16 protein-coding genes are annotated in these 13,463 nt (G+C 53.9%); 11 read left to right on the forward strand and 5 right to left on the reverse strand.

Translation table 11 applies throughout. The annotated features are described in order from the left end of the window. Positions 1-115: 115 nt before the first annotated feature. The gene (locus ACLJR2_RS11240) at positions 116-994 is read right to left on the reverse strand and encodes an alpha/beta hydrolase (protein WP_000174954.1); all 879 of its coding nucleotides are present in this window, start codon (positions 992-994) and stop codon (positions 116-118) included. Positions 995-1,138: 144 nt separating this feature from the next. Further along, entirely contained in the window at positions 1,139-1,942 is an 804-nt protein-coding gene (gene suhB, locus ACLJR2_RS11245; RefSeq protein ID WP_000553473.1) for an inositol-1-monophosphatase, read from the reverse strand. Between the two features lie 118 nt (positions 1,943-2,060). Between suhB and trmJ the strand changes: the two genes are divergently transcribed. The 11 genes from trmJ to sseB all read left to right on the forward strand — a co-directional run bounded on the left by trmJ (position 2,061) and on the right by sseB (position 10,953). Further along, a complete protein-coding gene (gene trmJ, locus ACLJR2_RS11250) occupies positions 2,061-2,792 on the forward strand; it encodes a tRNA (cytosine(32)/uridine(32)-2'-O)-methyltransferase TrmJ (protein WP_000940032.1) in 732 nt (243 codons plus the stop codon). 159 nt (positions 2,793-2,951) lie between these two features. Further along, on the forward strand, positions 2,952-3,446 hold the full coding sequence (iscR, locus tag ACLJR2_RS11255) for a Fe-S cluster assembly transcriptional regulator IscR (protein WP_001241346.1): 495 nt from the start codon (positions 2,952-2,954) through the stop codon (positions 3,444-3,446). Between the two features lie 180 nt (positions 3,447-3,626). Further along, positions 3,627-4,841, forward strand: coding sequence for a cysteine desulfurase (gene iscS / locus ACLJR2_RS11260; RefSeq protein ID WP_000775263.1), 1,215 nt, complete (start codon positions 3,627-3,629; stop codon positions 4,839-4,841). Between the two features lie 27 nt (positions 4,842-4,868). Next, a complete protein-coding gene (iscU, locus tag ACLJR2_RS11265) occupies positions 4,869-5,255 on the forward strand; it encodes a Fe-S cluster assembly scaffold IscU (protein ID WP_000331704.1) in 387 nt (128 codons plus the stop codon). A 28-nt stretch (positions 5,256-5,283) separates the two neighbouring features. Further along, the gene (gene iscA / locus ACLJR2_RS11270; RefSeq protein ID WP_000028952.1) at positions 5,284-5,607 is read left to right on the forward strand and encodes an iron-sulfur cluster assembly protein IscA; all 324 of its coding nucleotides are present in this window, start codon (positions 5,284-5,286) and stop codon (positions 5,605-5,607) included. Between the two features lie 195 nt (positions 5,608-5,802). Further along, positions 5,803-6,318, forward strand: a complete 516-nt coding sequence (hscB, locus tag ACLJR2_RS11275) for a co-chaperone HscB (RefSeq protein ID WP_000384398.1) — start codon at positions 5,803-5,805, stop codon at positions 6,316-6,318. A gap of 12 nt (positions 6,319-6,330) precedes the next feature. Next, positions 6,331-8,181, forward strand: coding sequence for a Fe-S protein assembly chaperone HscA (gene hscA / locus ACLJR2_RS11280; protein ID WP_001196651.1), 1,851 nt, complete (start codon positions 6,331-6,333; stop codon positions 8,179-8,181). A 1-nt stretch (position 8,182) separates the two neighbouring features. After that, positions 8,183-8,518 (forward strand): ISC system 2Fe-2S type ferredoxin, encoded by a 336-nt coding sequence (gene fdx / locus ACLJR2_RS11285; RefSeq protein WP_001124466.1) that lies wholly within the window; start codon positions 8,183-8,185, stop codon positions 8,516-8,518. A gap of 11 nt (positions 8,519-8,529) precedes the next feature. After that, entirely contained in the window at positions 8,530-8,730 is a 201-nt protein-coding gene (gene iscX / locus ACLJR2_RS11290) for a Fe-S cluster assembly protein IscX (protein WP_000523621.1), read from the forward strand. A 53-nt stretch (positions 8,731-8,783) separates the two neighbouring features. Continuing rightward, positions 8,784-10,067 (forward strand): aminopeptidase PepB, encoded by a 1,284-nt coding sequence (gene pepB, locus ACLJR2_RS11295; RefSeq protein WP_000133536.1) that lies wholly within the window; start codon positions 8,784-8,786, stop codon positions 10,065-10,067. Between the two features lie 109 nt (positions 10,068-10,176). Continuing rightward, a complete protein-coding gene (sseB, locus tag ACLJR2_RS11300; protein WP_001533245.1) occupies positions 10,177-10,953 on the forward strand; it encodes an enhanced serine sensitivity protein SseB in 777 nt (258 codons plus the stop codon). A 36-nt stretch (positions 10,954-10,989) separates the two neighbouring features. On the opposite strand, the gene timP is transcribed toward sseB, so the two are convergent. From timP to sseA, 3 genes are all read right to left on the reverse strand, one after another. After that, a complete protein-coding gene (timP, locus tag ACLJR2_RS11305) occupies positions 10,990-11,106 on the reverse strand; it encodes a small toxic inner membrane protein TimP (protein WP_350406992.1) in 117 nt (38 codons plus the stop codon). Between the two features lie 415 nt (positions 11,107-11,521). Next, a complete protein-coding gene (locus ACLJR2_RS11310; protein WP_000355295.1) occupies positions 11,522-12,190 on the reverse strand; it encodes a DUF5066 family protein in 669 nt (222 codons plus the stop codon). Between the two features lie 246 nt (positions 12,191-12,436). Further along, the gene (gene sseA, locus ACLJR2_RS11315; protein WP_000205244.1) at positions 12,437-13,279 is read right to left on the reverse strand and encodes a 3-mercaptopyruvate sulfurtransferase; all 843 of its coding nucleotides are present in this window, start codon (positions 13,277-13,279) and stop codon (positions 12,437-12,439) included. Positions 13,280-13,463: the final 184 nt, after the last annotated feature.

The raw sequence follows: 13,463 nt of genomic DNA on the forward strand, positions 1-13,463 counted from the left end.
ATTACTGTTACGCTAGCGCTAATCCACCGCCTTCGCTAACGGGAAAAAATGGTTTTTACTATCGGTATAATAAATATATTCTTAATCATAAAATATGCATATATACAGCGTCGCGCTATTTAGCGGATAGCGCGGTCTGAATAAATTTAATCATTGCATCACGGTAAAGGTTTGCATAACGTCCGGAAAAAGCATCAATGTGATCGCCGTCAGGAATGAAGATTTTTTGTTTGGGCTCCCGGGCGAGGGCATACAATTTCTCACTGTCCTGCCAGGGAATAACATGGTCTGCCGTGCCATGAAGAATCAATACCGGAATGGGGCTGACGCTGGCGATATTGCGATCCGCGCTATAGCGGTCATCAAGCAAATAGCCGCTGCCCGGGATCATCTGGTTGGCGATGGAGGAATAGGATAAAAACGTTGAGTCGAGGATAATCGCACGTATGCCCGCCTGGTCGGCGTAGCGCATATTTGCGCAGCCTACGCAGTGGCCTACGGCGGCCAGTACATTATTGCCGCCCAGGCTCTGCCCCAGCAGTATCAGGCGCTCGGGGTTAACGTCGGCACGATGCCGCACATAATCTATCGCGCTTTTCGTATCGTCCAGTAGCCCTTCTTGTGATGGGGTGCCCTCAGATTCGCCAAAACCACGGTAATCAAACATAAACAGGTTTACGTTGCGTTCTGGCAGCCAGCTGACTAACGGCCAGTGCGCCGACATATTTCCGGCGTTGCCATGGACATGAATCACCGTCGCGACGGCGTTTTCCGGCCTGCCGAAAGCAGTGGGAATAAACCAGCCGTGCAGATACGTGCCATCTTTGGCGGTAAAGGTAATGGATTCAGCTTCGGCAGGGGTTGGCCCATAGACTTTATTGTCCGGGTAATAAAAGGCATTGATCGCTACGCGGGGTAGCAGGTAAATACAGACCACAATGATAAACAGAATAAAAAGGGATTTGACGATGCGTCGGGTATGTTGAAGGGTCATGTTCGCTTCCTTGCCGCTTTATGCCAATAGCGGAGCAGGGAGCGATCGTACAAAAACATGCAGGCAAGTAAAGCGATGAGGCTGTGTTTAGGAAAAACGCCTGAAAAGGCACGGCGGATGAGTGGCCCCATCCGCCGAAGAGACTTAGCGCTTCAGCGCATCGCTCAGTTCGTCGCGCATATTCGCCAGCATGGCTTTAACGACGCGCGGATTCCCCGCCACGATATTACCGGTCATCATGTAGTTATGACCGCCGGTGAAATCGCTGACGATACCGCCCGCTTCACGAACCAGCAGTTCGCCCGCGGCGAAATCCCACGGACGAAGGCCAATTTCAAAGAAACCATCGACACGACCTGCAGCCACATAGGCCAGATCCAGCGCGGCGGAACCGGTGCGGCGGAAATCGGCGCATTCGGTGAACAGCTTGCCGATAATATTAATGTAGGTGGTCGCGTATTGTTTGGCTTTGAACGGGAAGCCGGTGGCGAGGATAGTGCCGTCCAGATCGCGCGCGGTACTGCCGCGCAGACGGTAGCCGTTCAGTTGCGCGCCCTGACCGCGGGTGGCGGTGAACAGTTCGTTACGCATCGGATCGTAAACGACAGCCACTTCAGTACGGCCTTTAATGCGTACAGCAATGGAAACAGAGAAGTGTGGCAGACGTTTGATGAAGTTGGTGGTGCCATCCAGCGGATCGATAACCCATTGAACATCCTGATCTGTGCCAACGTGCTCACCGCTTTCTTCGGTGATAATAGTGTGTTGCGGGTAAGATTTGCGAATGGTGTCGATAATTACCGCTTCAGCGGCCTTATCTACATTGGTCACAAAATCGTTACTGCCTTTTTGGCTCGCTTCTACAGCGTCCGGAGTTTCATAGTTTTTGGCAATTACATTACCCGCCTTGCGCGCTGCGCGCACGGCGATGGTCAGCATCGGATGCATCGGTCTCTCTCACTGGATGTTAAAGAACGGGAAAACGGCGCAGAGTATAGCAGCGAGATCGGAATCTGTCTTGGTTTTATGGTAAGATGTCAGAATAATCTTTAGCTGAAGAAAGACAATGCTGCAAAACATTCGAATTGTGCTGGTGGAAACCTCCCACACCGGCAATATGGGCTCCGTGGCTCGCGCTATGAAAACCATGGGCTTAACTAACCTGTGGCTGGTAAACCCGCTGGTGAAACCGGACTCCCAGGCCATCGCCCTGGCGGCAGGCGCCAGCGATGTGATCGGTAATGCGCAGATCGTCGATACGCTGGACGAAGCGTTGGCTGGCTGTAGCCTGGTGGTCGGCACCAGCGCCCGCTCCCGCACTCTGCCGTGGCCGATGCTTGATCCGCGCGAGTGCGGCTTAAAAAGCGTGGCGGAAGCGGCAAATACGCCGGTTGCGCTGGTTTTTGGTCGTGAGCGTGTCGGGCTGACTAACGATGAGTTGCAAAAATGCCATTATCACGTCGCGATTGCCGCTAACCCGGAGTACAGCTCGTTGAATCTGGCGATGGCGGTACAGGTCATCGCGTATGAAGTCCGCATGGCCTGGCTGGCGACGCAGGAAAACGGCGACGCGGCAGATCATGAAGAGACGCCGTATCCGCTGGTGGACGATCTTGAACGTTTCTACGGCCATCTGGAGCAGACGTTGCTCTCCACTGGCTTTATTCGCGAAAACCATCCGGGGCAGGTGATGAATAAATTGCGCCGTCTGTTTACCCGCGCCCGCCCGGAAAGCCAGGAGTTGAATATTCTGCGTGGGATTCTGGCGTCTATTGAGCAGCAGAATAAAGGCAAGTAACCGCATCAATATCGCACGGAACGCTAAATACCTGACTAATTTACTCAAGTAAATAGTTGACCAAATTACTCGGGAATGTCAGACTTGTCCCTGCTATGCAATACCCCCATTTTACAATAAAAAACCCCGGGCAGGGGCGAGTTTGAGGTTAAGTAAGACATGAGACTGACATCTAAAGGGCGTTATGCCGTGACCGCAATGTTAGACGTTGCGCTCAACTCCGAAGCGGGCCCGGTACCGTTGGCTGATATTTCTGAACGTCAGGGGATTTCCCTTTCTTATCTGGAACAGCTATTTTCCCGTTTACGTAAAAACGGTCTGGTTTCCAGCGTACGCGGGCCGGGCGGCGGTTATCTGCTGGGTAAAGATGCTGGCAGTATCGCGGTCGGCGAAGTGATCAGCGCGGTTGATGAATCCGTTGACGCGACCCGTTGCCAGGGGAAAGGCGGCTGTCAGGGCGGCGATAAATGCCTGACCCATGCGCTGTGGCGTGATTTAAGCGATCGCCTGACCGGTTTTCTCAACAATATTACCTTAGGCGAGCTGGTGAATAACCAGGAAGTTCTGGATGTGTCTGGTCGCCAGCACACGCATGACGCGCCGCGCGCCAGTGGTCGTGCGCAGGACGCTATCGACGTTAAATTACGCGCTTAATTAAAATATTACGCCATCTCTTCTGGCGGCCTCATGCGGTGAATGCCGCGGTCGTCTGAAAGATGAAGCGTAAAAAAGAATTCAGAATCAGGCCGGGACGCGGACGTCCCGTCAACACGGTCGTACATCCAGCCGGTTGCCTGATTCCTTGCATTGAGTGATGTACGGAGTTTAAGAGCAATGAAATTACCGATTTATCTCGACTACTCCGCAACCACGCCGGTGGACCCGCGTGTTGCCGAGAAAATGATGCAGTTTCTGACCCTGGACGGAACCTTTGGGAACCCGGCGTCTCGTTCACACCGTTTTGGCTGGCAGGCTGAAGAAGCCGTCGATATCGCCCGCAACCAGATTGCTGAACTGGTCGGCGCCGACCCGCGTGAAATCGTCTTTACCTCAGGGGCGACGGAGTCCGATAACCTGGCGATCAAAGGCGCTGCCAACTTTTATCAGAAAAAAGGCAAGCACATCATCACCAGCAAGACCGAGCACAAAGCGGTGCTGGACACCTGCCGTCAGCTTGAGCGCGAAGGGTTTGAAGTGACCTACCTGGCGCCCCAGCGCAACGGCATCATCGATCTCAACGAGCTCGAAGCAGCGATGCGTGACGACACCATTCTGGTTTCCATCATGCACGTGAACAACGAAATCGGCGTGGTGCAGGATATCGCGACCATCGGCGAAATGTGCCGCGCGCGCGGTATCATCTACCACGTTGACGCCACCCAGAGCGTGGGCAAACTGCCTATCGACCTGAGCCAACTAAAAGTGGATCTGATGTCCTTCTCCGGTCATAAAATTTATGGTCCGAAAGGCATTGGCGCGCTGTATGTGCGTCGTAAGCCGCGTATTCGCATTGAAGCGCAGATGCATGGCGGCGGGCACGAGCGCGGTATGCGCTCTGGTACTCTGCCTGTCCACCAGATCGTCGGTATGGGCGAAGCTTACCGTATCGCGAAAGAAGAGATGGAGACCGAAATGGCCCGTCTGCGCGGTCTGCGTAACCGTCTGTGGAACGGCATCAAAGATATTGAAGAAGTTTACCTGAACGGCGACCTTGAGCAGGGCGCGCCAAACATTCTCAACGTGAGCTTTAACTACGTTGAAGGCGAGTCGCTGATCATGGCGCTGAAAGACCTGGCGGTCTCTTCCGGTTCCGCCTGTACATCCGCCAGTCTGGAACCGTCCTACGTGCTGCGCGCGTTGGGCATGAATGACGAGCTGGCGCATAGCTCTATCCGTTTCTCTTTAGGTCGTTTTACCACTGAAGAAGAGATCGACTACACCATTGATCTGGTTCGTAAATCCATTGGCCGTCTGCGTGACCTTTCTCCACTGTGGGAAATGTACAAGCAGGGTGTGGATCTGAACAGCATCGAATGGGCACATCATTAATCGGTATCGGAATCAGGAGAATTTATAATGGCTTACAGCGAAAAAGTAATCGATCACTATGAGAACCCGCGTAACGTAGGGTCGTTTGACAACAACGACGATAACGTGGGAAGCGGCATGGTTGGCGCTCCGGCCTGCGGCGACGTCATGAAGTTGCAGATTAAAGTTAACGATGAAGGTATCATTGAAGACGCGCGCTTCAAGACTTACGGCTGCGGTTCCGCTATCGCCTCCAGTTCTCTGGTAACGGAGTGGGTGAAAGGGAAATCCCTGGACGAAGCGCAGGCGATTAAAAACACCGACATTGCAGACGAACTGGAGCTGCCGCCGGTGAAAATTCACTGCTCTATTCTGGCGGAAGACGCGATTAAAGCCGCTATTGCGGATTACAAAAGCAAACGCGAAGCGAAATAAAATAGAACGTTAACATTGAGGTTTTGTTATGTCGATTACACTTAGCGACAGTGCAGCAGCGCGAGTTAATACCTTCCTGGCCAACCGTGGTAAAGGGTTTGGTCTGCGTCTGGGCGTGAGAACCTCCGGCTGCTCAGGTATGGCTTATGTACTGGAATTTGTTGACGAGCCAACGGCGGAAGACACCGTGTTTGAAGACAAAGGCGTTAAGGTAGTGGTTGACGGCAAGAGCCTGCAATTTCTGGACGGTACACAGCTGGACTTCGTAAAAGAAGGTCTGAACGAAGGGTTTAAATTCTCCAACCCGAATGTGAAAGATGAGTGTGGTTGCGGCGAAAGCTTCCACGTGTAACCGTGTTCCGCTGTTATACCGAGCATTCGTGCTGCAGAAAAGCGGCAAGCGAGTGAATCCCCAGGCGCTTACTTGAGTAAATGACTGGGGGAACCCGCGCAGACAACGCATCTGCGGCGCGAAGTAAGAAGGTATAACCCCACCGTGGTCGCCTGCGTGTGGGGTTTGTTCTGACAGGCTATCCCTGAGAATGTTATGGATTACTTCACCCTCTTTGGCTTACCAGCCCGTTATCAGATTGACACCCAGGCGCTGAGCCTTCGTTTTCAGGATCTGCAACGCCAGTATCACCCTGACAAATTTGCCAACGGCACCCAGGCGCAGCAGCTTGCCGCCGTCCAGCAATCCGCCACGATCAACCAGGCCTGGCAAACGCTGCGTCACCCTTTGACGCGCGCGGAGTATCTGCTTTCCTTACACGGGTTCGATCTGGCCAGCGAGCAGCATACGGTACGCGACACCGCGTTTCTGATGGAACAACTCACGCTTCGCGAAGAGCTGGACGATATCGAACAATCAAAAGACGACGTGCGGCTGGAAAGCTTCATCAAACGCGTACAAAAGATGTTTGATGCTCGTCTTCAGCAAATGGTGGAACAGTTGGACAACGCCGCGTGGGACGCGGCGGCGGATACGGTGCGCAAACTGCGGTTTCTCGATAAACTGCGAAGCAGCGCAGAACAACTCGAAGAAAAGCTGCTCGATTTTTAACTGGAATCTAACATGGCCTTATTACAAATTAGTGAGCCTGGTCTGAGCGCCGCGCCGCATCAGCGTCGTCTGGCGGCGGGCATCGACTTAGGCACTACCAACTCTCTGGTTGCGACGGTTCGCAGCGGCCAGGCGGAAACTCTGCCTGACCACGAAGGGCGCCACCTGTTGCCTTCAGTGGTTCACTATCAGCAGCAGGGCCATACGGTCGGTTACGCTGCGCGTGACAATGCCGCGCAGGATACGGCCAACACTATCAGCTCTGTGAAACGCATGATGGGACGCTCGCTGGCGGATATCCAGGCGCGCTATCCGCATCTGCCTTACCGGTTTAAGGCAAGCGTTAATGGGCTGCCGATGATTGACACGGCAGCTGGATTGCTCAATCCGGTACGCGTATCGGCTGATATTCTCAAAGCGCTGGCCGCGCGGGCTAGCGAATCGCTCTCCGGCGAGCTGGATGGCGTGGTGATTACCGTTCCCGCCTATTTCGATGATGCCCAACGTCAGGGGACGAAAGACGCCGCGCGGCTGGCGGGCCTGCATGTACTGCGCCTGCTCAACGAACCGACGGCGGCGGCGATTGCCTACGGTCTGGACTCAGGCAAAGAAGGCGTTATTGCTGTTTACGATCTCGGCGGCGGTACCTTCGATATCTCTATTTTACGCCTGAGCCGCGGGGTGTTTGAAGTGCTGGCGACGGGCGGTGATTCTGCGCTCGGCGGCGACGACTTTGACCATCTGCTGGCGGACTATATTCGCGAGCAGGCGGGAATTGCCGATCGTAGCGACAATCGCGTTCAGCGCGAATTGCTGGATGCCGCGATTGCCGCGAAAATCGCCTTAAGCGATGCCGATACTGTTCGCGTTAACGTTGCGGGCTGGCAGGGGGAGATCACTCGCGAGCAGTTTAACGATCTCATTTCCGCGCTGGTTAAGCGCACGCTATTGGCCTGCCGTCGCGCATTGAAAGATGCCGGCGTTGATCCCCAGGACGTTCTGGAAGTGGTCATGGTCGGCGGTTCGACCCGTGTACCGCTGGTGCGTGAGCGGGTGGGCGAATTTTTTGGCCGCACGCCGTTAACCGCTATCGACCCGGATAAAGTGGTCGCTATCGGCGCAGCGATTCAGGCCGATATTCTGGTCGGCAACAAGCCGGACAGCGAAATGCTGCTGCTGGACGTGATTCCACTCTCTCTTGGGCTGGAAACGATGGGCGGCCTGGTGGAAAAAGTCATTCCGCGCAACACCACTATCCCGGTGGCGCGCGCGCAGGATTTTACCACCTTCAAAGACGGCCAGACCGCGATGTCTATCCATGTGATGCAGGGCGAACGCGAACTGGTGCAGGACTGCCGTTCGCTGGCGCGCTTTGCGCTGCGCGGGATTCCGCCGCTGCCGGCGGGCGGGGCGCATATTCGCGTGACCTTCCAGGTAGACGCCGATGGCCTGTTGAGCGTCACCGCAATGGAAAAATCCACCGGCGTCGAGGCCTCCATTCAGGTCAAACCTTCCTATGGCCTGACCGATGGCGAAATCGCCTCGATGATCAAGGATTCCATGAGTTTTGCCGAGCAGGACGTGAAAGCGCGTATGCTGGCGGAGCAAAAAGTCGAAGCCGCGCGCGTGCTGGAAAGTTTGACCGGCGCGCTAACTGCCGACGCCGCGCTGTTAAGCGCCGCAGAACGTCAATGCATTGATGATGCCGCCGCACATTTAAGCGCGGTCGCACAAGGCGATGATGTTGACGCCATAGAACAAGCCATTAAAAACGTAGATAAACAAACCCAGGAATTTGCCGCTCGCCGCATGGACCAGTCGGTTCGTCGCGCGTTGAAAGGCCATTCCGTAGACGAGGTTTAACATGCCGAAGATTGTTATTCTGCCTCATCAGGATCTTTGTCCGGATGGCGCAGTTCTGGAAGCTGAGACCGGTGAAACCATTCTTGACGTTGCGCTGCGCAACGGCATCGAGATTGAACACGCCTGTGAGAAATCGTGCGCCTGCACCACCTGTCACTGTATTGTACGTGAAGGCTTCGACTCCTTGCCGGAAAGTTCGGAAGAAGAAGACGATATGCTGGATAAAGCGTGGGGGCTGGAGCCGGAAAGTCGACTGAGCTGCCAGGCCCGCGTTACCGACGACGATCTGGTTATCGAAATTCCACGTTACACAATCAACCATGCGCGTGAGCATTAACAGAGGGTAGTATGGGACTCAAGTGGACCGATAGCCGCGAGATCGGCGAAGCGTTATACGACGCATATCCTGATGTCGATCCTAAAACCGTTCGTTTCACCGATCTGCATCAGTGGATCTGCGAACTGGACGATTTTGACGACGACCCTAACGCATCCAATGAAAAAATTCTGGAGGCGATTCTGCTAGTCTGGTTGGATGAAGCAGAGTAAGTCAAATAACGGGCTGCCCTACGGCGGCCCGTTTGCTAATAAGGAAAATAACAATGACAGAAGCCATGAAAATTACGCTTTCCACGCAGCCTGCCGATGCGCGCTGGGGCGATAAAGCCACTTACAGTATTAATAACGACGGTATTACCTTGCATCTTAACGGTAAAGACGATCTGGGGTTGATCCAGCGTGCGGCGCGTAAAATCGACGGCCTGGGAATAAAACAGGTCGCGCTGACAGGCGAAGGATGGGATATCGAGCGTTGTTGGGCATTCTGGGCGGGTTACAAAGGACCAAAAGGCGTCCGTACCGTAATGTGGCCGGATTTAGACGATGCCCAACGTCAGGAACTGGATAACCGCCTGACCATTATTGACTGGGTGCGCGACACCATTAATGCTCCGGCGGAAGAGCTTGGGCCGGAGCAACTGGCGCAGCGCGCGGTGGATCTGCTGTGCAGCGTCGCGTGCGATAGCGTCACTTATCGTATCACCAAAGGCGAAGATCTGCGCGAGCAGAACTATATGGGGTTGCATACCGTAGGCCGTGGTTCTGAGCGTCCGCCGGTGCTGCTGGCGCTGGATTACAACCCGACGGGAGACAAAGATGCGCCGGTTTATGCCTGCCTGGTCGGTAAAGGTATCACCTTTGACTCCGGCGGCTACAGTATCAAACAAAGCGCTTTTATGGACTCAATGAAATCCGATATGGGCGGCGCGGCGACAGTAACGGGCGCGCTGGCGTTCGCCATTACCCGTGGGCTGAATAAACGCGTAAAACTGTTCCTGTGCTGCGCCGATAATCTGATCAGCGGCAATGCGTTTAAACTGGGCGATATTATTCGCTACCGTAATGGTAAGAATGTCGAAGTCATGAATACCGATGCGGAAGGGCGACTGGTACTGGCGGATGGCCTGATTGACGCCAGCGCGCAACACCCGCAGCTAATCATTGATATGGCGACGTTAACCGGCGCGGCGAAAACGGCGCTGGGTAACGACTATCATGCGCTATTCAGTTTTGACGATACGCTGGCGGGGCGCTTGCTGACCAGCGCGGCGCAAGAGAATGAACCGTTCTGGCGTCTGCCGCTGGCGGAGTTCCACCGTAACCAGCTGCCGTCTAACTTTGCGGAACTGAACAACACCGGCAGCGCGGCGTATCCCGCCGGGGCAAGCACTGCCGCGGGTTTTCTGTCGCACTTTGTTGAAAATTACCGCGAAGGCTGGCTGCACATTGACTGTTCCGCCACTTATCGCAAAGCGCCGGTTGAGCAGTGGGCTGCCGGGGCAACCGGTCTGGGTGTGCGCACCATCGCGAATTTGCTGACCGCCTGAACGGTGTTTTTGTAGGCCGGGTAAGCGAAGCGCCACCCGGCATTTTGCCTGATGGCGACGCCGTGCGTCTTATCAGGCCTACAACCCATATACATAATTTGTGATTCCTATGTCCGAAACTAAAAATGAATTAGAAATCTTGCTGGAGAAAGCGGCGACTGAGCCCGCGCATCGTCCGGCATTTTTCCGTACCTTACTGGAGTCCACCGTCTGGGTGCCGGGCAGCGCTGCCGAAGGCGAGGCGATTGTGGAAGACAGCGCTCTGGATTTGCAGCACTGGGAAAAAGAAGACGGCACGACCGTCATTCCCTTCTTTACTTCTTTGGAGGCGCTGCAGCAGGCCGTGGAAGACGAACAGGCGTTTGTGGTGATGCCAGCGCGCACGCTGTTTGAAATGACGCTTGGCGAAACGCTATTCCTCAACGCTAAATTGCCGACCGGCAAAGAGTTTATGCCGCGTGAGATCAGCCTGCTTCTCGCTGAGGAAGGCAGTCCGTTAAGTACGCAGGAAGTGCTGGAAGGCGGCGAGTCGCTTATTTTATCCGAAGTGGCCGAGCCGCCGTCGCAGATGATTGATTCCCTCACTACGCTGTTTAAAACCATCAAACCGGTGAAACGCGCGTTTCTCTGCGCGATTAAAGAACATGCGGACGCCCAACCCAATCTGCTGATTGGCATTGAGGCTGACGGCGAGATTGAAGAGATCATTCACGCAGCGGGCAATGTGGCGACCGACACGTTACCGGGTGACGAACCGATCGATATTTGTCAGGTGAGGAAGGGCGAGCAGGGTATCAGCCACTTTATCACCGAGCATATCGCGCCGTTCTACGAGCGCCGCTGGGGCGGGTTCCTGCGCGATTTTAAACAGAACCGCATCATCTGAAGAAAAGAAAGCCGCCCAACAGGGCGGCCTCCTGGCTTACCTGCTCTGGACGTTGAGCGTTACGGGAACAGAATTACCTGGGTAGCTTCTGTCTGCGTGAAGACACAACGTGCCAGAAACAAGAAGCACGACACAAAAGCATCGTACCTCCATGTTGCGGTCCTTGCGAAGACCGCATCACGGCAGTACCGCTGGCGATAATGCCGTGATAGCAGGCACTACGGTGTGCCTGCGCTTACGGCCATGGGTTATCCTCTCCTGAAGCCAGCGCCCGTTTGCGAGACGGCGGAAAGGGCCGGGAAAGATAATACCTAAAATGTTGAATAGTTTCCCGGTAAATTATATTGACATTTGCTCCCTTAAAAGGGAGTATTAATCCCCTACGGTGTGCCTGCGTTGCTATGGCAACAAAGCCTGCTGGAAAGGCCGCGAACCGGACCAGCACAAAAAAACCGCTCAATTGAGCGGTTTTTTTGTGGCCTGCTTAAACCGAATTTATGTAGATTCGTTTTAAATCAGCCTGAACGGTAGGCTGGATAAGCGTGAGCGCCATCCGACATCGTGTCGATTAATCGCCGAGCGCGTCCAGTTTTGCCCAAAACGCCTCATGATAATCCTCCAGGTCAAGTAAAGCGGCATCGCGTTTTTCATTCATTTTTTGCTGTGCCTTCCATTGCGAAAGATGTAAATCCTCTTCGGTAAAGCCAATGTCTTTAGCGCCCGAAATAATATTATAGAGATATTCCACCAGGGAAGACTCCGCCAGCCAGAATTCATTTCGTTCCATGCGGGCAATAGGGTATTCGCCGTTGGCATCCCGTTCTGTGATATAGATAAAAATGGCCTGATCGCCGACATGATCGATACGAATTAATGCCGGAAGACGGGGATCGTTACTCCAGACAGGCATCAGATCTTCAATATCAATACCTGAGCCATCCATGCCAACGCCGTAATACGCCTCTTCATCAGGGGAGTAAGAATGAATTACTCCCTCTTTATCAATAGATCTTTGTAATGTTTCAATCACAGGCATATTATAATTGCTAAGTAGATCGCGGTCGTAGGCCAGTAGCGCCTTCAGGCTTTCAGGTAACTCAGTGGTTTCCGTATTTTGCGGATCGCGATACTTACGCACTCGCAGACGACTTATTTCCTCAGCAGGCATAGGATTTGGCACCTCATTACGGTTAACCTTTTTAACCAACTCAATTAAATTAGCGAGTGAAATATCCATTTTCCATCCTTAAAAAATTATATTTACAGGAGTTATTTCCCGGTGAAAACCAAAACAGCAGTGATGATACTCCTTATACCCGACGTAAAGTATTTACCGATAAAAAATAGGATTTTATTAAGAGAAAATAATGCCCGTTTGCAGGACAGCAGAAAAGAGCTGAATAAAAGCAATGTCTGTAGATCGTTTTACATCAGCCTGAACGGTAGGCCGGATAAGCGTGAGCGCCATCCGGCATGGCGGATATTAAGCGGGTTCAACCGGTAAATCGGTACGCGCGCCCCATTCGCTCCACGCGCCGTCGTAAAGCGTGACGTCAGGCACATCCAGCGTGGCGAGCGCCAGCACCACGACCGCGGCCGTCACGCCGGAACCGCAACTGGCGATAATCGGTCTGTCGAAACTCACGCCGTGGCTGAAAAAAATCTCATTCAGTTCGTCAGTGGTCTTTAATTCGCCCTCATACACCAGTTCCGTCCACGGGACGTTTAGCGCGCCAGGAATGTGTCCGCGCCTCAGCCCCGGACGCGGTTCATCAGCCTGAGCGTTGAAACGTGTCGCCGGACGCGCGTCAACGATTTGCGCGGTTTTTTCATGGCTTGCCAGCAATACGTCGGTGAGACGCACCACGGCTTGCGGCGCGAATTTCGCCTCAAACTCGCCTCCTTCATGCGCCTCCTCGCCTTCGCGCAATAGCCATTCGTCACGCTGCCAGCCCGCCAGTCCGCCCGCCAGAATGGACACTTTCTCGGCACCGAACGTGCGTAGCATCCACCATGCCCGCGGAGCGGAGAACAGATTGCCTTCATCGTATATGACCAGGTGTTTATCCTGGCGAACACCCAGTTCACGCATGGCCACCGCAAACGCTTCCGGGCGCGGCATCATATGCGGCAGCGGCGATGCGCGATCGGAAAGCGCTTCAATATCAAAAAACAGCGCGCCGGGAATATGTCCGGCGCGATATTCGCCCGCCATATCACGATGTTCCTGTCCTGGCGGCGCCATACGGGCGTCAAGAATCTGTATTTCCGGATCATCAATATGTTCGGCAAGCCAGTCGGCGGCGACAAAAAAGGCGGTGGTCATGGGCATCTCCATTGTTACCTGATTATGGACAAATTGTCGGACGTTTCCCGAAAAGGGACAAGTAGAAGAGGCTGTTTTGGCTGGCGAAACCACATTTCTGCGTAAAATTTTCGCATCATCACAGTAATACGGACTTACACAATAAAATTTCTCGCGCATAATATCTCATCAACCGTTGCTGACA

Origin of the sequence: Salmonella sp. SAL03688 (genome assembly GCF_046551895.1) — a bacterium.
Taxonomy (GTDB): Bacteria; Pseudomonadota; Gammaproteobacteria; order Enterobacterales; family Enterobacteriaceae; genus Salmonella; species Salmonella enterica.